Annotated in this window: 12 protein-coding genes; all 12 read right to left on the bottom strand. The window is 36.8% G+C overall.

The genetic code is table 11. The features are described from left to right. Positions 1 to 2 precede the first annotated feature (2 nt). Complete coding sequence (locus VB776_RS17045) at positions 3 to 2,792, bottom strand: DUF7133 domain-containing protein (RefSeq protein ID WP_323698079.1); 2,790 nt, start codon at positions 2,790 to 2,792, stop codon at positions 3 to 5. Positions 2,793 to 3,018: 226 nt separating this feature from the next. Beyond that, complete coding sequence (locus VB776_RS17040) at positions 3,019 to 7,110, bottom strand: hybrid sensor histidine kinase/response regulator transcription factor (RefSeq protein ID WP_323698078.1); 4,092 nt, start codon at positions 7,108 to 7,110, stop codon at positions 3,019 to 3,021. 259 nt (positions 7,111 to 7,369) lie between these two features. Beyond that, complete coding sequence (locus VB776_RS17035; RefSeq protein ID WP_323698077.1) at positions 7,370 to 9,052, bottom strand: endo-1,4-beta-xylanase; 1,683 nt, start codon at positions 9,050 to 9,052, stop codon at positions 7,370 to 7,372. Between the two features lie 28 nt (positions 9,053 to 9,080). Then, positions 9,081 to 10,040, bottom strand: a complete 960-nt coding sequence (locus VB776_RS17030; RefSeq protein ID WP_323698076.1) for a DUF5627 domain-containing protein — start codon at positions 10,038 to 10,040, stop codon at positions 9,081 to 9,083. Positions 10,041 to 10,080: 40 nt separating this feature from the next. Next, entirely contained in the window at positions 10,081 to 11,871 is a 1,791-nt protein-coding gene (locus tag VB776_RS17025; protein WP_323698075.1) for a RagB/SusD family nutrient uptake outer membrane protein, read from the bottom strand. Between the two features lie 44 nt (positions 11,872 to 11,915). Next, positions 11,916 to 14,879, bottom strand: coding sequence for a SusC/RagA family TonB-linked outer membrane protein (locus tag VB776_RS17020; RefSeq protein WP_323698074.1), 2,964 nt, complete (start codon positions 14,877 to 14,879; stop codon positions 11,916 to 11,918). A gap of 112 nt (positions 14,880 to 14,991) precedes the next feature. Beyond that, positions 14,992 to 16,881: a RagB/SusD family nutrient uptake outer membrane protein gene (locus VB776_RS17015; RefSeq protein WP_323698073.1), complete on the bottom strand. Its 1,890-nt coding sequence runs from the start codon at positions 16,879 to 16,881 to the stop codon at positions 14,992 to 14,994. Positions 16,882 to 16,892: 11 nt separating this feature from the next. Continuing rightward, complete coding sequence (locus tag VB776_RS17010; RefSeq protein WP_323698072.1) at positions 16,893 to 20,021, bottom strand: SusC/RagA family TonB-linked outer membrane protein; 3,129 nt, start codon at positions 20,019 to 20,021, stop codon at positions 16,893 to 16,895. 668 nt (positions 20,022 to 20,689) lie between these two features. Next, complete coding sequence (locus VB776_RS17005; RefSeq protein WP_407653843.1) at positions 20,690 to 21,523, bottom strand: sialate O-acetylesterase; 834 nt, start codon at positions 21,521 to 21,523, stop codon at positions 20,690 to 20,692. A 7-nt stretch (positions 21,524 to 21,530) separates the two neighbouring features. Next, complete coding sequence (locus tag VB776_RS17000) at positions 21,531 to 23,489, bottom strand: family 43 glycosylhydrolase (protein ID WP_323698070.1); 1,959 nt, start codon at positions 23,487 to 23,489, stop codon at positions 21,531 to 21,533. 123 nt (positions 23,490 to 23,612) lie between these two features. Continuing rightward, positions 23,613 to 24,632, bottom strand: coding sequence for a glycoside hydrolase family 43 protein (locus tag VB776_RS16995; protein WP_323698069.1), 1,020 nt, complete (start codon positions 24,630 to 24,632; stop codon positions 23,613 to 23,615). A gap of 12 nt (positions 24,633 to 24,644) precedes the next feature. After that, the gene (locus tag VB776_RS16990; protein WP_323698068.1) at positions 24,645 to 26,117 is read right to left on the bottom strand and encodes an MFS transporter; all 1,473 of its coding nucleotides are present in this window, start codon (positions 26,115 to 26,117) and stop codon (positions 24,645 to 24,647) included. Positions 26,118 to 26,122: the final 5 nt, after the last annotated feature.

The following is a 26,122-nucleotide window of genomic DNA, read 5'->3' as shown; positions in this document are numbered from 1 at the left end:
CATTATTTCTGCCCATAAATTTTCAATTGCCTCATCGACCACGGAATGTCTTCACCGTCTTTTAGACCATTCCCTTCTAATTTTATTCTGACAAACTTGGCTTTTGTAGCATTAAAAGTAATGGTATTATCACCTTGAGTTCCTTTTTGAGCTTTCATATTCTCTTCCCAATTTGTCCCATCCAAAGACGTTTCAACCAAATATTCTCTCGGATATGTTTGTATAAATGGAATTGGAGTATTGGGCTTAAACTTGAAGTCTTTTGGAAAGTTTTGAGGAGCATTGAAATTAATTTCTGTTAAATCAAGGACAGTTGGTAATTCAATTTGATACCACATTCCTTTTTCCTGCTTGATACCTGTTGACCAACCTTCATAAGTAAAGGCACTCAAAGGAGAAACATTTCCACCGATACGAGTAGAAGCTGTATGACTGGCACTTACTTTCAAGCCATCTTGTGGCTGGATTTCTTTTGGTACTAATTTTAAAAGTTTATCGTGCTGATACATTGTTTTTTGTTCAACCGTTTTGGCACGAACTTTAGCGACTTGCTGAGGCGTAATCAATGAAGCATCGTTCGACAAACCGTTTCGGATATACGAAACAACATCCGCAACCCATTCGTCAGATTGGTCTTTCATACTTGCCATTACGCCTGCGGTGTAGGTTTTGCCATCAATTGCCCCTTCCATACCATGCAAGATGGCTCTTACTGCATATTCTGGATGCGACTGAATGCGAAGTGAACCAGCCAAAGCTGGAGCCATCAACTTTCCGCCACCCGCAGGAGTTCCCATTCCGTTATTTCCATGACATTGCGAACACAATTCATTATAAATTACAGAACCTCTGGCTATTACCTCTTTTTCCTCTTTACTTAGTTCTGGACCATTGTTTCTTGATTTTGCAGGAGCAATAATTTGCTCGCCCACTAATTTTACGCCAGCAGCGTTGTTTTTTCCCATTGCCGTTTTGATTTTATTATTCAAATCAGGCAATTCCAAAAATTTTGCGGTCATCATCGCTTGAATGACAACATCCGTATTGGGGTCATTTAAACTTGCCGTGTAATTTGCTTCTAAACTTTTGTCACCAGCTTTATATAAAGTTTCGCTGGCACGCAAAGCCTGAATGCGTAGGCGAGGGGAGGAGTCTTTCAATAATTTTTGAACAAGGCTTGTTTTTAAAGCTCCCAAACCTTCTAATGACCACAAGGCTTGTATTCTGGCTTGCGTATTTTTGCTGTTCAATACCATGGCATTTAAAGCAGGAACGGCAGTTAAATCTTTTCTTAAAACAATTAATTGTTGGGCAGCGTCTCTCCGCCAGCCGTTTGGATGTTCCAGATGTTTTACTAAAGCTGTTGTACTTTCATTCAACATTTTAGGCTGATTTTTATCACGTTCTTTTCCGTCATAAGTAATTCGCCAAATTCTGCCCAAACCCACTACTTTGTCTAATTGATATTGTTCAATTTTAGTCCGCAGATATGTTCCTTTTTGTGTCCATTGTCCTTCTTGAATAATGCCATGATACATATCCACAATGTACATTGTACCATCTGGAGCAGTTGCCATATCCACAGGTCTAAATAATGGGTCGGTTGAACGCAAAAATTCAGATTTTTGATCTTGATACACATTGTGCAATGTAGTGAGTCCCTCAGTAACTACAGGATTAATTTGTCTGACAATTCTAGCCACAGGTTCACCATAGAAGTATTGTCCTTTGATATTTTCTGGAAGACGGTCGCCTCGGAAAACGTCATTTCCTGCCGAACCCGTTACTCTATTCAAAGAACCGTCTGGCTGACGAACTTCGTCCATACCACCTTGCACATCAGCTAGTTTAATAGCCGCTCCATAAGGTATTTCAAAACCTTTCGCAAATTCGTTTGGAACATCAAAATTGCCATATTGAATCGGAAATTGGAAGTATGAAGGCACGCCACTTGCTCCGCCTTGAAACCAAAGTTTACCATCCTCATCTTGCGTAACTCCCCATTGAGCCCTGTTGAAACCTGTTTTTTCACGAATCACTCCGTTGGGCGTTTCTCTTACTCTAAAAGCATTTACAGTACTGTATAACCAGTTATCCATGCCATAATACATAAAAGCTTGTTGATGTTCAACATTGCCCGAACGACCGTATTTTGTAGTAAAAAGTTCTTTTTTATCCGCTTTCCCGTCGCCATTGGTGTCGGTATATTTATAAACGTTATCAGCGTCGGATTCCATCGTAAGAATACAATCTTTACCATAAGGCAACACAAAACGAGGGAAAATCAAATGGTCGATAAAAGTTGTTCCTGTTTCATATACGCCATCATTATTTTTATCTTCCCAGCGTGAAATTCTACTGGTTGGCTCTAATTCATTCTTTGAATCGGCATCCAACATATACGAACGAAGCTCCAACACATACATTCTACCGTTTCCATCAAAAGCAATTGCTCCCGGTTGTTGAATAGCAGGTTCTGTAAGAATTGGTTGGATATGATAACCTGGAGGTAAAAGAAAATGTTTGGCTTCCTCGGCTGGTGAAAGTGGTTGAACGGGTTGTTTCGGAGCTAAATCTATCCCTTTCCAGTTTTCATCATTGGGGTCAACACCTTCAGGAAGTTTTACTTTAGGAAGGCTATCCAATGATACAAATGGAAGTTTTTGGATAAAGTATTTTTTCTTTTGAGGATCAGAAACGATAAAAGAACATAATACTAATGCCAGTAAAGTAAACGTTAAACCAACTTTAATCTTTGATTTTGAAAGAGCAACCTGAAAATTATTTTTCATTTTTTTATGATATAATTGGATTAAAATGATGATTTTCAAAAGTAGCTATTTTAGATTAAAGTATTAGAAGAAAAAAGACTATTACCTTATAATACCAGACAACACCTTATTGACTTTTGTTTTATAATTATAGTTATGTTAAATAAAACCCTAGACCTTACTTTAAGGCCTAGTTTAGGTATTAAGGAAAATCTTATACCTAAACCATTTGTATCCTGCACTAAGCTCAGACAACTGTATTTTTATTGAGTGCCACGTATTCAGATGGAGATACATTGTACTTTGCTTTAAAGGCTCTGGCAAAGTAATTTGGATTGGAAAAACCTACAGAGTAAGCTATTTGCGAAATTTTCATATCGTTCTTTTGTAAAAGAGAAAGTGCCTTTTTTAATTTCAGCGACCTTACATATTCAACTGGCGTTTCACCAGTAAAGCTTAATACTTTTACATAAAGTGTTCCTCTACTCACAAACATCGCTTTGCTTAATTCCTCAATCGAAAGATTAGGATTTTCAATATGCTCTTCAACATAACGAGAAAACTTCAGTAAGAACTTTTCGTCTTCTGAAACTACTTCCGTTTCAGGTGTTTCAACCTGAATGTGCTTACTATATGTGTTTTTCAACAAGCTGTTCAAACTAAGCAAGTTTTCTATTTTGATACTTAATAAATGAAAACTGAATGGCTTAGTCAAATAATCACTAGCACCTGATTCTAAGCCTTTTAACTGGTCTGTTTCTTCAGATAAAACAGTCAGCATAATCACTGGAATATGTTTAGTTCGGTTATCGTTTTTGATTTTACGCACCATTTCTATCCCATCAATGCCAGGCATATTCACGTCGCTGATGATTACTTGAGGATGACATGCCAATGCTTTTTGCCAGCCTTGTCTGCCATCTGAAGCTTCTATAATTTTATATTTTGTCTTCAAACTTTCAACTAAATAAGCTCGTAAATCATCATCATCATCTACAATCAACACCACTGGCATCTCCATTTTAGGAGGCTCATTTTTAGCAAAACTTTCAATAGGATTCGATTCTTCTTTGATAATTATTTGAGGTGTCGTTTGTTGGAAAGTGATTGGAAGCAATGGCAATGAAATAATAAAAGCACTTCCTACTCCTTCTTCACTTTCTACTTTTATCGTTCCTCCATGCAGTTTTACAAATTCTTGAGCAATCGATAAACCGATTCCGCTTCCTTGATTTAATATGTCTGCATTGTTATTTACTTGAAAAAATCTTTCAAAAATCTTGTCCGTCATTTCTGTCGGTAGCCCAATACCCGTATCACGAAGAATTAACCTGACGCCTGTATCGCCATCCGCAGCAATCTGAAAGCTTACATTTCCGCCATCGTTGGTAAATTTTATGGCATTAGAAAGTAAATTAATCAGAATTCGCTCTAATTTATCTTTATCAAAAGTTGTTTGATAATAACTATAAGCACTTACAAAATGGAGGTTTATCCGTTTCCTTACGGCTATATATTTGAAAGAATCTACTATTTCTTGAGAAAACGAGACCAAATCACCTTCAGTTTTATGCAGGTTTAATTCATTGGCTTCAATTCTTCTAAAATCAAGTAATTGGTTTACTAGATTCAAAAGTCTTTTGGCATTTCTACTTATTAAATTAAGCATTTCAAGCTTTTCTGTACTATTTTCTTGAAACATCAGGTTTTCAATCGGATTCAATACCAGCGTCAATGGCGTTTTTAATTCATGACTCAGGTTCGTCAAGAATTTAATCTTGATTTTCTCCAATTCCATTTTTTGCTCGGCATCGTGTCGCTCTTTTTCAATTAAATGTTTCATTTCCAGCCGTTCTTGCGTTCTGGAAAATTCATTTTTCAATTTTTGAATAGAACTTCTTCTGATAGCCCAAACAGCGCCAACAATCAATAAAAAGTAAAAGAAATAAGCATAATAAGTACGCCAAAATGGGGGTTTTACAATAATATTAATCACCTTTTCAGGTGTTTGCCACGAACCGTCTTCGCTGTAAGCTTTCAATCTAAATGTATATTCTCCTGGATCTAAATTGGTATAAACGGCAGTGTTTGCCGTTCCTGCATGATTCCATTCTTTATCAAATCCTTCTAATTTATAAGAATATCTATTTTCATGGGGAACAGTATAATTCAAAGCCATGAAATCTAGCGAAAAATTCTGTTTATAGCTCAGAATCATTTCTTTAGCTATCGAAATATGCTCTGTTATTTCAGCATTTTCAGAAGCATTTACCTGCTTATTGTTGATTTTTAGACTCGTAATTACCAACGGTGGCACATTCTTTTTCTGAAAAATATTGGCTGATTTGAAATAGTTAAAACCATCTAATCCCCCAAAAAACAAGGTTCCGTCAGAGGTTCTCAGACCTGAACCAACATTAAAAGTACTTTGCTGAACGCCATTGTAATAGGTAAAATTTCTAAATACTTTTTTGTGAGGGTCAAAAGAACTAATTCCTTTATTGGTGCTAATCCATATTTTCCCGTTTTCATCCTCCAAAATTTTATAAATTACATTGTTTGATAATGAATAATTTTCATCAAAGCGTTCAAAGGAATTTGTACTGGTTTTGTACAAACACAGTCCACCGCCCAAAGAACCAATCCATATTCTACCAGCGTGGTCGCAAAAAATACTCTGTATTTTATCTATCGGAAGCCCACTATTACTATGATTAAATACCTGAAAACGTTTTTTAGCTGGATAATATACAGCTACACCAGTACCGTTTGAAGCAATCCATAAATTGCCCGATTTATCTTGTTCGATACTTGTAATGAAACCGTTCAGTGGAAACTTTTGTCCTGAAATCAATGGAAAAATCTTTTCTGCTGACTCTATCGCATTACTAACAGGGTCGTATCGATGAACACCACTTCCATTGGTTCCCATCCAAACTTTTCCATTAGAATCTGTTTTAAAACAATTTACGGGAGAATCAGAAGCGTCTGTCTTACTTTTAGGTATGTGAAAATACCTCGAAGCCCCAGTTGCCATGTTAATGCTATATAAACCAGCCTGATAAGTACCAACCCAGAGAGTTCCTCTGGAAGATTCTAAAGCAATTATTGATGAAGCATTTGCTTTTTGTTCTTTTAATCGATAAGGTTTTATTTGACCCGTTTTATGATTAAATAAATTTAGTCCTGTTCCTTCCGTTCCTATGAATACATCACCCGAAGGACTTTCACCAAATGCCATTACTGAACTGCCTGTCAATCCATTAGGATCGTATGAATTATATTTTTTATGGTTAAAAAAAGTCAGATTTGTGTCATATTTATTTACTCCTCCTTGATGTACAGCAAACCAATAAATACCTGCATCATCAATGTAAATATCTCTAACCGAACGTCCACTTGTACTTGGCACAAAACCGTTTTGTTCTAACAACGAAGCCTTTACTCTAGTTGCTTTTCCTGTTTGTGGGTTAAAAATATCAAGACTTCCTTCTGAACCAACCCAGAGTTGACCTGCTTTATCGAACACTATTTTGTAAATGTGATTATGCGATAAGGCATTTATATTATTTACATCAGATTTATAATTGACAAAACTAGCTTTTGCTACATCCATTACATAGAGTCCGCCTCTGTTGGTACCAATCCAAAGTTTACCTTTTTTGTCCTCAACAATGCTATTAATTTGATTATATGGAATAGCGTCAGGTCGATTTGGATCTTTCTCAAATCTTGTAAATTGACCTTTTTGACGATTGTAAAGATGTAATCCGTTGTCGGTTCCAACCCAAATATTATTATGGCTATCTTCGAAAATACTGAGTACTGTATTCGAGTTTAAACTGGATTTTTTGGCAGAATTTGCTTTAAAATCTTTGACATTTTGGGTTGCAGGGTCAAAAACAAATAAGCCTGAGTAAGTACCTACCCAAATTTTTCCAGAATGGTCGGCACATAAACTAATAATCCAGCCAAACTTAGTAAAGTCATAATTAATGAATGAATCCAGATTCAGATTATAAGCAGATAATGTAAAATTGGTTGCCAACCAGATATTCCCTACTTTATCTTGTGTTATTGCAGTTACTGGGCCTCTTCCAATACTGGTGCTGTCATTATCTTTATGATGATATGCTACAAAATTCTGTCCATCAAATCTATTGAGTCCATCTTCTGTACCAAACCACATAAAGCCATTTTTGTCTTTAATGATGGCATTGATAGAATTGGAAGTCAGCCCGTTTTTGCTACTGAAATTAATGAATTTATATTCCTTTTGTTGCCCAATAATACTATGAGCAACTAAAAAAGTAATGACTAAAAAGTAAAGCTTTTTCATTTTCCTAGACTTTAACCTAATAACTATTGGTTTGACGTACAAAATCATCGTCATCCCCTAAACACACTATATGCTTTAGCGTAAATTTATAATACTTTCAATTTATTTCTAAAAGCTAAAAATATCTTTATCTATCAATATTTTCACTAAAGTAACTTTTATTCTTAAATCTACCTCAACCCTTTTATTGAAGCAAATCCCCCATCATCGTTAGATGTGGGGGATTGCAAATTCATCAAAGTGATTTTCACCTAAACTGCTATTTCATATTTGCTTTAATAGATTCTGCTACATAAGAATATGCCATTTTTCTTACATATTGTTGCGTCCAGAGTCCAATTGGATCATCAGCTCTCCAACTTGAATTAGCTGGACTGTCTAACGGACTCCATAAAGTGATACCATATCTTTGGGCAGCAGGAATTAGCTCAAAATATTTATCAATAACGTATTTATACATCTCAGCTTGTTCTTTATACTGTTCCTGAGTAGCATTTGCTGTTTTTGCACCACCTAAACCAATATCCAATTCCGAAATTTTAATCAATTTGCCAGTAGCAGCTAATAACTTAAACATCTCTGCAATCTTAGCTTTATCCGACTTGATGTCAATGTGCATTTGTGTTCCGATACCATCAACCTTCGCTCCTTTACTTTCGATATAGTTTGCATAAGCAATAAGTCCACGACATTTATCCAGACTATATTCCAGGTTATAATCATTGATGAAAAGTATGTCTCCAGCATTACCATATTTTCGAGCTAATTTAAAAGCAGTTACGCCATAATCTTTACCCATATAGTCTTGCCAGTAAAATTCATCACCAGCTGTTGTTCTACCTACTCCTGTTTTTAATTCGTAAGGTTTGCCATCGTCCATTGGTTCATTTACAACATCCCATGCTTTTACATAAGGTTTACTTACCTCCAACATTCCAGACATCCATTTATCCAAAGCACTGGTAATGAGTGTGTTCTTTTGCTCTGCAGTTTTTTCTTTTGTTTGCACACTTCCTGTGGCATTGTACTTTGTTAAAGTGATATTATCAAAATAGAAATTAGTGGCAGTTTTTCCAAGATTAAACGCAATTGCACCACAAGTAGCCATATCGGCTGTAACTGTAATCTCTTTGGTATAAGTAGTCCAAGTTGAAGTCGCCGAAATAGCTCCAAAAAAGTCCCAGTGTTTGTAAGCACCTGGTGTTACATGTGCCTGAGTTGGATAAGATGCGGGAACATCTGCCCTTACATCCATTTTAAGTGTGTATTTTTCTCCTAAAACAGCCGCAGGAGCAAATTTTAAGAAGAATTGAGCTTCCCAATCATTGGCACGAACACTTGAATTTGTTATTTTCAAAGCTCTCCCAACTCCGTTAGCACCCCCGCCAGCCGCAGTGTAAGATATTACAGCATTAGCATTACTTTGAAAATTAGTGGTAGCATCACTTTCAAAATCAGCAGCTGTGATTAAATCCCAACCAGGACCAGTTGATGACAATATATCAGGTGCAATTATTTTTTTCAAATAAGTGGCATTCTGATTAGCATGCCAGCATAAAGTATGTCCATATACTGACATATTATTTTCTTTTGCTGCTGCTAATAATTTGCCAACGTTATCTAGTGCTAGGCTACCATCGGCTTGTACTACTGCACCATGCTTCATTTCATAACCTAATGCTATTTCATCGAAGTTTTTATTGGCAAGTCGGTACATTACGCCCTTATTGACATAATCATTAAGTGACAGAGCAACTCCAAATTTAAAATTAGGATGAGCACTGCGATTGATGTAAGATTTTAATGCAGGATAGGCATCAATATCTTCCTGAAGTGCAATGCTTTCAGGCTTTAGCACATCGAACTCCAGCGGTTCGTATGCAGTACACGAAGTCGCCAAAACGGTGGTCAGACCAAGTGCAATTTTATATAATTTATTCATGAGATAACTGTTCTAGTTAAACTAATCATTACTTTGCCACTGGCGTAAATGTTTCCATTGTTACGGTACGATCACGCATCACGAGGGTATCGGAAGTAGAAATTTTCATTCCTGCAAGGTTTACTTCATACTTCAAATACAGTGCATCTCTGTCTTTGTTTCCCCAGCTATTTTTCTCTCCCTTTTTCACAAAAGCACCACTCCCAGTTGCCGTATAGCCACTTGTTGCTGAAGCAATAGTACATTTTCCATCGCCTTCAAACTTTAGTGAAAGTGTAACAGATACGTTTTTGTTGTCTTTGTCTTTGAATACTACAGGGAATTCTAGCTCGCTTAATGACTTCGTAGTAAGTTTATTTACTTCATCACTTTCAACATATTTTGCATGACGAACCACCGTTTGATTGACAGTACCCGTTACAACATCCTTTCCACGTCTGAGGTAATTTCCATGCCAAGGATTCACATATTTGACAGCATACAAAACAAAGTGTTTGCCATAAAGGATTGAATCTGCATCTGTTACACTCGTCATCGTTAAAGGAATAACATAAGTATTCTTGATTGATTTTGGATCTGCAAAAAACGCATCAGTCAATTGTACGTCCACTCCACCTGCAAGCGTTCCTTTAGGAATGATAATCTTATCAGAACCTAAAGTATAGTAATTAGTGGGCATCGGGAGTACTTCGTCTTTCCCTGCTCCGAATAGTAAACCATTTTTTAGCAGTGAGTTATCCACCGCAACTTTGATAGATACATCTTTTCTGCTTTCGTAAACTCCCCCAGTTGTGGCATAAATCTGACATTTATACGCATTGTCCAAATCAGTATTCACATAAGTATCTTCGCCCAAAGTAATTGTTCGTACAGGATACTGATAAGCGAAATATACAGTTTGGTATTTGAAATCTGGGAACTCATTTTCCGTATTGCAGGAGGCTAGTCCAATCAGAATCAATAGCGACATTAAAACTAATTTCTTCATAAATATTAAATTTTGTCAATAATAAAATTATAGCTGATTATTAATTCCACCCTTCATTTTGTTCAAGTGCAGGGAACTTCAAGATTTCCGAATAAGGAATTGGCCCGTATTTCATATAGCTCTGGAATACTCTGTCTTGTACAGCAGGCAGTAAAGTATAAACTCCATTTTGGATGCTTACTCCTTTGGCTGGTTCAGTCAATTCAGCGTTCCAGCGACGTAAATCCCAGAATCTAAATCCTTCAAAACAAAGCTCTAAACGACGTTCGTTGCGAATCAATGTACGCATCATGTCTTTATTACCTTTTGCACTTTCCAGATAAGCATCGTTATTGCTTGTACCGATGCCTGCTCTTCTACGGATGGCTCTTATAATATCGTAAGCCGAATAAGCATTTGTACCCGTACCCGTTGGTCCCCAAGCCTCATTAGCAGCTTCTGCATAAGCCAAAGCAATTTCTGTATAACGAATATGCGGTTTGTAATGACGCTGATTGGTGGCAGATGTAGGATTTAGGTTTACATCTTGACGTAACAGTTTTCGCAAATAATAACCCGTTCTTGTAGATGTTGCCACTTTATTAAGTGCATCATTGGTTGTACCATTAGCAGTGGTATTAATAGCAGTATTATTTACACCAGCAGTTGCACCATTCACAAGTACAAACATTTTCAAGCGTGGGTCACGATTAGTATATGGGTCTGCTGGATTGTAGCCACTGTTTGAGTTATTAATCGGATACCCGTTCAGCATTGGGAACGCATCTACCAAATTCTGAGTAGGATTAATACGACCGTTACCAAATAATGTTGGTGGAAAATTAGCTTGTTCTAAATCTCTATTTTCTCCCCAGTTATTACGCCACAATATTTCTGGAGGATTAGCCCCGTCCTTAATATTTGCAATCTCGGCTGTATTGGCATACCAAGTAAGACCACTCGCTGCATTACTTGTTACAGCGTTCAGCCCTCCATTCAAATTCAATACATTGGCAGCATAATTGGCGGCATCTGTCCATTTAGTTGTATTTCCATTATTATAAGCTGGGCTGGCAGCCAGTAATGCAGCTTGTGCTCTCACTGCTTTAGCAATACGACCCGTAAATAAACCGCTGAAAGTAACCCCGAATGCACGGTTATATTGCTCAAGCGTTACTTGACCATACTTTGCTGGTATCAGAGATTCTTGCCCTAGTGAAAAATTCTGATAGTCTAAAGGAAGCTTGACATCAGCACTGTCTAAATCCTGATAAATTTGTTTCATACAATCATCAAAAGAAGCTCTTGGTAGATTGTAATTATCAGAAGTTGTCTGTGGTTTCAATAAAATAGGTACTCCAAGCATCGTTCCGCTTACTCCTTTACCTGCGTGTGTTAGCAAAAGATGGTACATCAATAAAGCACGAAGCCCATAGGCTTCTCCTTTAATTCTAGTCGTAAACAATCTATTAGCCACTGGGTCTGTTACCCATTGAACTTTGTTTACTTCTTCAAGCATGATGTTCAAGTATTGAATTCCTGCAAAACAATTTGTCCATTGATTGGCTGGATTATTGTTGGCTGTCCATTGTCCAGTTGCCATTTTTAGATAGCCATTGTCTTGGTCATTACTAACAGCATCGTCAGTTGCCACATCGTTAAAAGACCATGAATTTGTTGGCACTCTGTTATAGCCATTCAGTAAGATACCAAATGGGAATCTTGAATCACTTGGTAAATAAGCACTAGGATCTAACTGTCTGTTATTTTCAATAGCAGGTTCTATTAGGTCTTCACATCCGGTCAGCAATACAGCAGCGCAAACCAGTATTTTTAATATTCCTTTATTCATATAAAACATAGTATAATATTCAAAATATGATATTTTCAAAAAACTTAGAAAAGGGCTTTTACACCTAAATTGAACAAACGTGTTTGGGGTGCACTTCCCACATTCAATTCCATGATTTCACGATTATCTGAAACGGTTAGCAGGTTAAATCCGTTAACATAAACTCCAAGTTCACGTACAAAAGATTTCATCTTCAACACATCCGTCAAATCATAGCTTATTTGCACTTTCGCTAAGTCAAAACGATTCGTTTTATAAATCCAGAAATCCGATGGACGATAGTTGTTATCACTTGTTAAAGTAGTTAATCTTGGATATTTAGCCGTTTGTTTTGTTTCTTCCGTCCATCTATCTCTCACTACTTCAGAATACTTATCTTCACCATCTACCCAGAAGTACGAGCTATTACGCATTCCATTAGCACCGAAACGACCAACACCCATTGCAAAGAAAGTAAGCTTTCTCCACTGAGCAGTAAGATTTACTCCTAAAGTAAGCGGAGCTCCAAACCAACCACCTTTTCCTAAAAATACTTCGTCTTGACCATTGATAATACCATCGCCATTTTGGTCTTTGTATTTAATATCTCCAGGTTTTACTTGTCCGAATGTTTGCGATGGAGAATTTACAATATCTGCTTGGTCTTGGAATAATCCTAAACTTTGTAAGCCCCACATAGCATCAAGTGGTTTTCCTTGACGATTTTGATAATCATCTTCGTATAGTTCAGCTCTTTTAGTAGCAGTGGTTTGATAGTATGTACCATTCACGCCCAAAGTCCAATTTACTTCACCATATTTTTTATTCAATGTAGCACCGAAATCAAAACCAACACGCTTGTCTTCGTTATAATTTACATAAGGAATAAAAGAAGAAACAGGAAAACCAGTTGTAAAATAACTTGGGAATAAAACAGATGCCTGAATGATATTTCCAGAAATTTTATTCACAAAGAATGTTCCGTTTACTGTCAATAATCGTTTGAAAAACGAGCCTTCAAATCCTACATTAATTTCTTCTCTTTTAGGAAATGTCATGTTCGGATTGTCTCCTCTTCTTGATTCAGTTGCTTGAATACCCGTACCATCTTTCCAACCATACCATGAACCTGCACCAGTGTAAACACCTTGGTATAAATAGTAATTTGGAATATCTAAATCTGTATGTAAAATACTTGCAGAAGCTGTCAGTTTTAAATCATCGACTACGTTAGAATTTTTAAGAAAACCTTCTTGACTCAATCTCCAACCTAAAGAAATTGACGGAGAAAATGCTTGACGATTACTTGGTGGAAGCTTAGCCGAATGGATATAAGCAGTACTCAAATCCATGTAATACTTATGCTTATAATTGTAGCTAGCTAAAAATCCTAAATTGGCATTGCTGGTTTTGTGGTAAATTGCAGATTCTGATTGCTGAAAACCATTCGCTAATAAAATAGCGGATAAATGATGGCTTTCGTTGTAGGTTCTTTCATAATTTAACTGTCCTGAAAATGCAATCGTTTGGCGGTATCTATTTCCAGACACGTTCTGAGTTCCAGATTTTGCATCTTGATTATAAACAGTAAGACTACTAATTAAGTCCGTTCCGCTATAGTTATTCCAAGTTGGGGCATAAGTAGCATAAGAATAATTATACGCCAATGTGTATTCAGTAGCATAGTCAACTGCAAAATTAGATTTGAAACTCAAGCCTTTTAATACATTTTTGAGGTCGGCTTTAATCCCCGTATTAAATTGGAATTGACGATTAGCATACTGATTGTTCCCACCAGAGTAAATAGTAGCAATCGGGTTTGTTTGGTCTAACTGAGTACCTCCAAGTAAGTATTGCCCATCAATGATATTATTACTATTTTGAATTAAAAGCTGTGATGCAGCATCCTCTTTTTCAATCAGGCTAAGTGGAATTAATGGAGCAAAACGATTCGGACGAACAGTTGTTGCACTACTCCAAAAATTAGCATTTACGCCACGACCAGTATAAAAGATAGCCGTAGCATCAGCATTCAAGCTTATGAATTCGTTCAGGTTAACATCGATATTTCCACGAAAATTAAGACGGTCTGAGTTATTATTATTTTTAGCTTCTCCGAAGTTCAAAAGAGAACCAGATGTTGTAAAGCCTAAGTTGGTATAATACTTAACTCTTTCATTTCCACCTGAAATTTCGGCAGTTGCGTCATAAGTTCCAAAAGCACTTTTAAGATAGTCTTGTGAGTAAAAATCTATGTTTGGATAACGGTATTTGTTGATTCCTGAAGCATGATTATAAATATCTGATTCAGAATACAAGTTCGTCAATCCATCATTTCTACGTGCTTCATTATACAAAGTCATATACTCTGCTGAACCCAAATATTTAGGGTAAGCTCTAGGAACGTTCACACCACTGTTAACTCTAAGGTCAAATCGACTTTGACCTGCAACACCTCTTTTTGTAATTACATTTACTACGCCTTTGGCAGCACGGCTACCGTACAATGCCACAGCGTTAGCTCCTTTCAGAAACACAATTTGATCAATCTCTGTGGGCATTACATTTCCTGTTTCACGAGGTACACCATCTATCATAAACATATAGCTTCCCATTCCCCAGTTACTATTTCCATTAAATCCGGGAATGAAAGACTCCATACCGTCTAGTGTGTACGTAAAGTAATTCTTTTTCAAAAGCTCCTTCACATTTACAGAAGATATTCCCCCAAGTAAATCTTGTTTATCGACATTGCGAAAAGCAAGACTTACTTGTTCTTGGTTTTCTTCGGGTGCAATGATGATTTCACCAATTTGTTGGTTCGCAGTAATATATTTAGTTTTAAAACCTTTCGCAGCAATTGATAACACCTCATTTTTAGGGATTTCAATACTGAAAGTACCCAAAGCATCTGTGGTAACAGCTTTTCCGATTTCGTCAGAGCTACTTACGATAGCCCCAACAACGGGTTGTTTGTTAGAGCCAACCACGGTGGCTTTCATGTTAATCGTCGAGGTATTCTGTGCCATTATCGTAGCTTTTGAAAAAGCCAGCAATGCACATAAAACCATAATTATTTTTATAAACTTCATTTCTTGTTCGTTTATCTATTGATTATCTCATTATATGATTTGCCTCCCATTACCAACCAGGGTTCTGAGCAAACTCCAGATACAAATTCACGTCATTAACCTTTAGTGGCAACCAGTTATGTTTTGCGGTAAATTTGCGTTCTAAAATAACAGACTCTCTGATGTTCAAAACTCTGTTTTCTTTAGGGTCTTTTGCAGGATCAAGTGCAGCAGCTCTATCAAATTCAATTGATTTCTTAAGTGTATAAGGGTTTTTAGAAATCATCAACCAACGACGAAGGTCATTGAAGCGATGTCCCTCAAATGAAAGTTCAACAGCACGTTCACGTCTTAATTCTTCCATATAAACATCCAAAGAACCCAAGAACTTAGCATCTACGTGTCCTACTCCTGCTCTATCTCTAATCACGTTGATGGCATCTACTGAAGTTTTAGAATAAGTTCCAGATTTGCCCATCGCCGAACCATAGCCTTGTGCAGCAGCTTCAGCATACATCAAATAAATATCTGCTAAACGCATATATGGCAAGTGAATGTTAAGACTTTTATCATAACCATATCCTTGGTCATACTTGTTTGCAGTTCTTGGAACAAACTTGAATAATAAATATCCTGTACGGCTACCTGTAGCAATATCACGATAAGAACCTCCAGTATGTAAATTGGCATAACGGTTGTTCACTTCAGCGGCATTTGGAATACTTCCTGCTACCATTCTCACACCATCAAAAACAATGTCATTGTAAAAACGTGGGTCTCTGCCTTTCCAAGGATATTCTGGATTATAGCCAGATTCTGAGTCAGCTTTGGTAATATCTTTAATAGGTAATCCGTTTGCCATTCCATAATTGTCAACATAATTGGCTGTTGGCAAGAATTTCACATCGCCTTCACTGATAACGAGCGGGCTATATTGTTTACTTGTTCCCCAGTTTGAGCTATTCGCACCATAATAAGGACCACGGAAAATAGCTTCTGTTCCACCCGGAATTTGCCAGTTCTGCCCAGTCGTATAAAAGTTTGTATAATATTGTGCAAAAGGTACCAAGCGGTAAGGTGCTTCGCCACTTTCACATAAATTGAGTAATTCAGCAAAGGCATCTGCTGCTTTTTTGCAATATTCTGCATTGTAAGCAGTACTTCCACCTGAGACAGAATTCATCAATGGACTACCTGCCCAAAGATAATTTTTACCCAAATAGCCAAGTGCCATAATCTTGTTAATACGCAAGGTGTTTTTACCCAATGTTCTTTTACCTGCCGTTGTATTGTCCCAGTTAGTTGGTAATAAATTAGCAGCTTCTCTAAAATCCGCTGCGGCTTTATCAGCACACTCGCTGTATTTAAGACGTGGTAAAGTCAACTTTTGGTCACCCGGTAATACTTTATCAATATAAGGAAGTCCTCCAAAATACTGCATAAACATAAAGTGATACCATCCTCTGAAAAACAAGAGTTGACCTTTGATTAAGTCTTTTTCTTCTTGAGTAGCATCAGTCAGTTTATCAATATTTTCTAAACCCAAATTTGCCTTACGGATACCATACCAGCCTAAACCCCAAAGTGATTTTGCAAAGCGGTCATCGTTGGTTATATTAGTGTTACGATCCATCCAACCTGCTTGCCAGCCGTCAAAATTGCGTTGCCAGCCCCAAAAATCACCATTATCAATTTTTACACCAAAGTGAAAATTTTGAGCTGTCGATTGAATTTCATCCTCACCCCAGTTCCAAGAGTTAGTCCAATAACCATTAGAAAAATCTGGAATAGTATGGTAGAGTTCTTCCGTAAAGCCCTGAAAATTTACAAAGTTTTTAAAGGCGTCTTTTTCAGATACCAGAGATTGAGGATCACGATCCAAAAAATCTGAGCATGAAGTAACGCCAAAAGTCATAGAACAAACTACAGCTACACACAAAAGTTTTATGCTCTTTTTCATGATTTTGTTAATTAGAAAGTAATGTTTAAACCCAAGTTATATCTCTTTACTGTAGGATAAGCTCCTTGTGAAGCCCAACCAGTACCAGCAAAATTCGACTCTCTATCGTCTGGCATTTTGCTCCAAGCAATAAGGTTGTTACCATTCAGATAGATTCTCAGACTACTAAGTCCTAATTTTCTACTAAGTTCTGGAGTTAATGTGTATGCTATTTCAGCATTTTTTAATCTAACATAAGAGCCATCGTACATATACTGATTACCTCTATAGTCTCCAAAAGGAGTTGATAACCAACGTGGAATAGGTGTTCCACTAGGATTTGATGGCGACCAGTATGCTCCTTCTTGATAAACCGTATGGCTCTGTGAACTTAAACTTGTGAAAACTACTTGACGAGTAGCATTATTGACAGCATAAAACTGTACAAAAGCTGATAATCCCTTCCAGTCTAAACCTAAAGTAGCATTGTAGGTATTCTGCGGCCAACCTGTATGTCCGTAAGGAATTCTATCTTGCGTATCAATCACTCCGTCTCCATTGTAATCAACCAAATAATAATTGCCTAATAGCTTTTGATTATCATTTACGTTGTGCATCGCACTTCCATATAACTGATCCCAACTATTATACAGCCCTTTACTTACATAAGAATAAGTTTGGTCAATTTGCATTCCTTCTGGCTTCTGATAATCTGGAAGCAATTCTGGCGTGGCACGTTCTAAAATTTTGTTTTGAGTATGGGTCATGTTAAGGTCTGCCCACAAACGAAACTTCCCTACATTTTTATTCAAATGAAGTTCAAATTCATAACCACTTGCTTTAACAGCACCTAAATTGGCTACTGGCGGTGATGCCCCAAAATAACTTGGTACATCTTGTCTTCCTGTCAACAAAATTTTACTTCTGTTATCTTGAAAAAAGTCAGCTTTACCTTTTACAAAACCTCTGAAAAGTTCAAAATCTAAACCCAAATTGAATTTCTCTGATTCTTCCCATTGTACAGTTGGGTTACCTACTGTAGCTTGCGAATACCAAGTATAAGGGCTTTGTTCCGCACCTTCACCCGTAACGCCTAATCTTGACCTTCCGCCATAAGCCCATTGTTCTAAGTATGGCCATCTTACTCCTAGATTATCAAAACCTGTTTGTCCGTAAGACATACGAAGTTTCATCGAGTTGACAAATTTCACCGAATTCATGAATTTTTCATTCGATATAACCCAGTTAGCTCCTCCAGAAGAGAAAAAGGCAAAACGGTAGTCTTTTGCAAATTGTTCTGAACCATTATAAGCTCCGTTGTACTCAACAGTGTACTTATTATTGAATGTATAAGTAGTTCTAAATACCCAGTCTTCTCTGTAAGAAGGAATGGTACTACCATTCGCAAACACGTTTCTGTTCGTTAAACCCATTAAGGTTATATTGTGCAAACCTGCAATGGTTTTGTTGTAATTAAGCTGTAATTGATAAAACAAGCGTCGTTGACTTGCACCAATACTTCCCGCTGATGGCGACCATTTGATACCTTCTTGAAAATCAAAACCTGTAATACCATCAACAGCTTGTTGGAAGGTTTCAACTCCTGTTTCAGGATTTACCCACTTACGTTGAGTACCGTTGTAAAGGTCGTTTACTCCACGGTCTGATTCTACAAAAGTATTATCCAAAGAAACTGTCCCTGATGCTCTCAAACCTTTCACAAGCATATCCAAATCTTGATCTAAAGTAAAATCTGTCGTTATGCGGGCAGTAGTTTGATACTGCAAACCGCCAATAGCAAGGCTCAATGCCGAGTTTTCAGCTCTTGCTTGGTTAGGAGCATAAAAACCCCATGAGCCATCTGTGTATTTCGGCAAAAACAAATCAGGTGCTGCATTGTAGGCATCAATCCAAGGGCCATATTGACTTCCAGAGAATCCCCATGGACTTTTTCGTACTCCATAAGAACCCGAAAGGTTAGTTTTGAAGAGCGTACTTGGCGTTAATTGAAAGTCCAAATTACTACGAACATTCAAACGGTTGAAACCAAAGCCTTGCTGATATCCCCTTTTGTTGTCATAGACTTTAAACAAATCGGCTTCTTGTAAGAAATCTGCACTGGTGAAGTATTTCACTAGATTAGTTCCACCGCTAATGTTCAAATTGGCATTGTTAGAAATAGCATAATCATTAAATAATGCTTTTTCCCAGTCAACATTTGGATAACGTTCTGCTTCTGCTAAATCAGCTGGATTACGATATTTGTTAAGAATATCCTGAGGCAAGTAATCTCTCCATCCTTCAGGTCTTGTCACAAGTTCGTATTCGATTGCCTCATTTCTAATTCTTAACGCATCATAAGAATCATACTTTTGGGGTAATTTAGAGGGCGCTTTTACGATAGTATTTATGGTAGCTCTGATAGAAGCTTTACCCGTTTTACCACGTTTGGTTGTAATCAAAATTACACCATTTGCACCTCTCGAACCGAAAACCGCTGTTGCCGAAGCATCTTTCAAAACAGTAACTGTTTCTACAGAACTAATATCCACACTAGTCATTGGACGCTCTACACCATCCACTAAAATGAGTGGTTCTGAGTTGTTCCAAGAACTACGACCACGAATAAGAATCTGTGGATCTTCTGCCCCTGGAAGACCAGTACTCGCATTGGTAATTAAGCCCGGCACATTCCCCGTCAACGCTGCACCAATACTTGAAACCCCTCCTGCTCGTTCAAGTTCTTTGCCAGTAGTTTGGGTAACAGAAGCAACAACACCTTCTTTCTTTTGCTTCCCGTAACCTACCACTACCACTTCATCTAAAGCAGATTGGAATTCCTCCAACACGACATCAATACTTGTTTTGTTACCAACCAAAATCTCTTGTGTTTTATAGCCAACTGAGCTAAAAATCAAAATTGATTTTGAAGAACAAGCAATTGAAAATACGCCATCTTTACTCGCACTAACTCCACGGTTAGTCCCCTTGACACTAACGGTTGCTCCGGGAATTCCTTCTCCAGAAGCAGACTTAACAGTCCCTTTCACTGTTTGAGCTTTTAACGAAAAGCCCGAAAATCCAATCAAAAGCGACACGCACCATACAACTAAGTACAGTTTTTTTCGAGTGATTGAAATAGTTAGGTTGAATTGTTTCATAGGTAAATAAATATGATTCATTTAATAAATAATATGAAATTACTTTTGCAAAGTAAGTTGATGACTAAAAAATAGAGTAGCACTAATCACTAAATATCTATTACAAATGTTCAGTAATCTTGGAAAGTGTCTATTTAACACCATTATTGTTAAATAAAACAGCCTCTATAGAACACTTTTGCTAAAATTACCCGTGATTCGTTCAAAAAAGGGGAAAAACCATATACGTAATACATCATAACATTTACTTCATTTAGAATTAATTTGGGCTATTCAGTAATTAAAGAAATCGTTGTTCAGACTGTGTTTTTTAGTCTTATTTTCTAAGCAATCAAAGCGAAGAATTCGACTTAAAAAGTTGGACAATTAGGAGTCTTTTTTTGAATTATCAGAAGTAAGGTACCTGAAAACGGAACTCATTTAATTGTATTTGGGGTCTATAAAGTCGATATTATTGGTTTATCAATAGAAAGGATAGCAAGTAGAAACCTCAAAAGAAATTTAACATAGTGAAACCTTGAACATTAAAAAAGGCTATATCAAGGCTTACAATAGCAATAGATTTTCAACTAACTAAATAAAAAAATCCAACCAGATACTGGATGGATTTTGTTGGTTATATATCAAAAACACATTATCAAACATTGTTTGATAATAGGCTTCACCGATTAAAATCCCATCAGTGAAAGCATCTTTTCAGCATAACGTTTGCCTAATTCACGATAACCCGCTGCATCAAAATGGAGGTTGTCTGCTGCATCTGTACAACCACTTGATGAAATAACATATGCATTTTTAATGGTTTCTGGTAAGGTCGCAATGATTTTATTCATACTAGCACAAATACCTCCTTGGTCAGCATTTACGGTTTCTCCTGCTAACAAAGGTACTTTTTTAGGCTTCAGATGAAGGTCTTTCATTAAATTATCGTACACTAACTTCACCTTTTTTGTCCATAGCGAATCGTTGGTATTAGATTCTCCTTGGTGCAACAAAATGCCTTTAATCACGCCATCTTTTTGTGCTATTTTTGCCATTTCTACCAATCTACCATAAGGATTTCCATCGTACTCTTTCACCATATTTTTCAACCAATTTGGAGACTTCTCTACATACGATTCATAGTTATCCTTATCAAAAAGTTCTATTTTACAGCCTCCAATCGAAACATTGATAACGCCTATTCTGGCATTTTCAGGAAGGTTAGCAAGCATGGCTCTTCCAAAATAGTCAACAGGCGTAAGTCCTGTACGACAACGACATAAAGGCGGTACAGCAGTGTACCAATTGCCTTTACTTCTACCTAAATTGGGACAATCTACTGCTTCTAGCACTTGAAAACGGCTATCGACATTTACAGTATCCTGAGCTTCAAATTTGGCATTCCCTTCCATATTGGATTGCCCAAAACTAAGGAAAATATAAAAGTTTTTGTCTTGTGAAAAAGCATTGAAACTCGAAACAAATAGACCGATTATTATTAAAAAATATACTCTTTTCATTTCCATTTTATTTAAACTGGATACTTTTGATATTTAATAATTTGCTTTGCTCTTTCGGAAATTTGATAAAAACATCATGATGTCCTGAAATACCTTTTACTTTTTGTGTAAGTGTTTTCCAAGAATCATTCGTTTCAGTAAAGGGAATAGTAGCAATTTGTTTCCCTGTTCTTAAATCATCAAGCCAAATCTCTATTTTCCCAGTACTTTTTGCAGTCATTTGAACTTGAATTTCCGAGGCAGATTTACTTTTATTACCTAATTCAACTCCAGAAATCATCAACCAACCTCCTAAATTTGAATTATTAGTAATGGCTTCTTCTTTGCCAATTTTTACTTTTTCTACACCATAATAATTACTATACCCAATAACTGGAATCTCTGAAAAACCATCTTTACAAACAAAAAAGTCAAAATCGGCAGATTTTCCTTCGGCAAATAAACCGATACTTGTACCAACCCAAGAATTGTAATTAGGTTGCGTTTTGTCAAGATTAACAAGGCTAATGCTTTCTCCGATTTTAACCCAATTCTTACCGTTGGCACTTGCGAAAGCTGTTAAATCATGTTGATTTCTGGTTACTTTTAACCAAACTATATTTCCAAAGGTGTTTGGAATTGAATAAGAAGTTTTATCGAATTGAAAGATAATTTTTTGACCATTATCAAAGCCACTATAAAGACGTGCAAATACAGTTTGGGCGCCATTACTCATATAAATTCCAGCCTTTTGATTTGACAATGAAGCATTTATATCAACTTTTGTCACAGCAGAATAATAGTGGTCGGTTTCTTTTTGTACGATACTTGTTCTAGCACTATCTGGACTTAGGCGTAACCAGCCTTTTCTTGTTTCCAAAGAATATCTATTCGTATTGGCATCTTTTTTACTGAGAAAATGCCAGCTTAGTGCCAAAGAAGTTTGGTCAAATTCATCAGAATCTACACTTCTCCACAAAGTTTCGGATGTAGGAAGAGCTGGTTTAACAATTGGTAATGTTGTTGGTGCCATTCCCCAAGGTCTGTCGCCTTCCCAAATAACTGGATATAAGGACGTTTGGCGACCCAAGCCCGACCAATCGTCTCCGTCGTATTTTTCATAACTCTGTCCAATTGTCCACCAAGTACCATCTGCCAACTGAATTGGTGCAGAAATATGATTAGGACGACGGAAGCCAGTTTTAGCATCTGTTATAGGTTTGAAAAATTCGCCAAGGCGTTCCCATTTGGTAGAATCACTGGTAAGAGCAGTAGCTCTAAGTACGTATTGTCCTCCTGAAACATCCCCAGCTGGGAAGTAATAATAATAACCATTTCGCTTACACATTACTGGACCTTCTGCCCAACTGTATTGTAGTTTAGCGTTTATCCAATCAAGGTCAATTACAGAAGACGTAAGTTGTCCATCTTTTCCTAATTCTTGCAAACGATTTGTTTTTTGTCCATTTTTAATGACCATATAAGGCTTTCCGTCATCATCCACAAAGATTGAATTATCATAACCCAAAGGTCCAGTTTTAGGATTAGATTTTACTTGAACGGGTTCAGTCCAAGGGCCTAATGGAGAATCTGCTTTTGAAAACCATTGTCCATTTGCTGAAAAATAAATCCAATAAGAACCATAAAAATAAGTAATTGCTCCTTGCCAAGTACCAGCCGAAGGTCGGTCGGTTACCCAAGTAGCTTTTTGTGGCGGTAATACACGGCTGATTACTTTCCAATGAACAAGGTCTTTAGAATGATAAATCGGCATGTAAGGAGTAAAATGAAAACTTGAGCCACAATGATAAAAATCGTCTCCGACTTTTATCATTGTTGGGTCAGGATGGTCACCGGGTAAAACTGGATTGACAAAAGTTTTTACTTCATCGTAAAATGAAGCATTACTTTGGGCATAAATCTCAGTTGAAATGAGGGAAAATATAATACTTAAAAAAGGTAAGTATTTAAAAATAGTATTTTTCATGTAGGTAAATTTTAACTTATATATTTAAATAAAATTGGGTTTCTCTTTCGGATAAAAAGCCTATAGATTCATTTATAAATAATAGTATTGGAAACAAAAATCTCTTTATCATTTATACTCAACTTAATGAATGTAAGGCTCAATTGTCTGAATTTTTCCTTCAACATCATAAGTAATTTCTGTAACTTTTACACTGCGTAGATGTGTTACTCCTTCTGAAAGACTTGAATCATGATAAAATAAATACCATTTTCCATCTACTTCACAAATAGAATGATGCGTCGTCCAACCAACCACAGGATTCAAAATTCGACCTTGATAGGTAAATGGACCATAAGGATTATCGCCCGTAGCATAACAAAGCAAATGTGTATCACCCGTAGAGTACGAGAAATAATACTTTCCTTGATAAAAGTGCATCCAAGATGCCTCAAAAAAACGTCTTTCTGTATCGCCAGCCAATAATGGATTACCATTTTCATCCAAAATCAATACTTCTTTTGGAGCTTCCGCAAAGCCAAGCATATCATCGCTAAGTTTGGCTACCAATGGATTAAGGGCAACTTCATCAGCTTTAGGCTCTTGATTTTCGGCGGAGTATTGATTGTTACGATAGCTTTGAAGTTGTCCGCCCCAAAGTCCACCAAAATACATATAAAAAGAACCATCTTTGTCTTCAAAAACGGCAGGGTCAATTGAATAACTTCCTTCAATAGGCAATGGTTCTGCCACAAATGGCCCTACGGGAGAATCAGCCACCGCTACGCCAATCTGAAAAATATCATCTGCTTTTTTGGCTGGAAAATACAGGTAATATTTCCCATCTTTATGAGCTGCATCAGGAGCCCACATTTGTCGTTCTGCCCACGGAACATCTTTTACCTGAAGAGCAACACCATTATCAACAGCTTCGCTTGAGATAGAATCCATCGAAATTACATGATAATCTTCCATCGCAAAATGGCTTCCTAAATCATCAAAAGGAATTCCAGCTTCAATATCGTGTGAAGGATAAATATAAATTTTACCATTAAAAACATGCGCCGATGGGTCGGCAGTATAAATATGTTTTACAAGGGGTTGAGAAATTGCTTTACGATTCAATTCCTCAAAATCAATATGTTCTATGCTTACTTCTGGCATTTTTCTACAATTTTATGCGTTTCTTCTCTCTTTTAGTTCTTTTTCAAGTTTCAATTCCATGGCTTTGTCAATTTCATACCAAATGACCAAAATGGCTCCTAAAATGAAAATGATTCCCGGATAAATACTTACTGACATTATAATACCGGATACTGCTTCAGCTGTTTGTTCAGTTTTTTCAGCAATATATCCCGACCTCGACAACAAGGTAGCTCCGATAGCACCGCCAATACTTAAACCTGCTTTTAAACCAAAAATCATTGCCGAAAATATAATTGCCGTAGCTCTACGGTTATTTTTCCATTCGCTATAATCTGCCACATCGGCAATCATTGCCCAAAGTAATGGAATCGTTACACCATAAGTAAAGCCATGAAGTAATTGCGTAACAAACACACTTCCGATGGAATCTCTTGAATAAAAATTAAATAGAATTAAGCATAAAGCTGAAAGTGTAAGGAATATGCCAAAAACGTTACGCTTTCCAAATTTATCAGCCAAAGGTTTTGAGAACATAATTCCCACAATCATCATGATAATTCCACCAGCATTAAATAAACTATTGGCTGAGGTTGGAGCATCTTCTGGCCATTCAAATTTTCCTAATCCTAAACCAGTAATAAATTGATTTAAGCCTTCGATAAAATGATTAAAACCTATTTCTTGCAAGAAAGTAGCCTGTGCTACAGGATTCAAATAATATTTGAAATAGTAAATATACATTCCGCCTTTTAGCGATAAAGTAATGAAAATCAGCACTGTTAAGGCAAGCATAATTACCCAAGGACGATTTTTCACCAAGTCGGAAAGGTCTTGTGTTACGCTACTTTTCTCTTGTTTGGCAGGAATTACTCTTTCTCTGGTAGTAAGAAATGTAATTAAAAAACAGGCGACGCCAACTGTAGCAAAGAAAAACATTACTTTTTCAAAACCAACAGCCTTGTCGCCGTGTCCAAGTGAAATAGCAAGAGGTAATAATAAAGATTGAATGATAAATTGAGCGACCATCACAGCTACAAATCTATACGAAGATAAACTGTTGCGGTCGGCCATATCGCCTGTCATTACGCCGCTTAAAGCAGAGTAAGGTAAATTATTCGCAGAATAAACAAGTACTAGTGATAAATAGGTAATTAATGCGTAAATCACTTTACCATCTTCACTAAAATTGGGCGTAGAAAATGCTAAAAGAGCTATTACGCCAAAAGGAATGGAAGTCCAAAGTATCCAAGGGCGAAATTTTCCCCAACGAGTATTGGTCCTATCGGCAATTAAACCCATTGCTACATTAAAAAATGCACCAATGATTCCCCCTGTAAAAATGACTAAACTGGCTTTCCCTGCGGGTATTTTATAGACATCAGTATAAAAATATGCCAAAAAAGTCATCAATGTTTGAAATATCAGATTGGCGGCTAAATCTCCAAGACTGTAGCCAATTTTCTCCAAAACTGATAGTTTTTGTACCTCTTTATTTGTGTTCATCGTTC

It is taken from the genome of Arcicella gelida, assembly GCF_034931025.1.
GTDB lineage: Bacteria > Bacteroidota > Bacteroidia > Cytophagales > Spirosomataceae > Arcicella > Arcicella gelida.
Note: the sequence above shows the minus strand (reverse complement) of the source record. Positions and strands in the feature narration are given on the sequence as shown.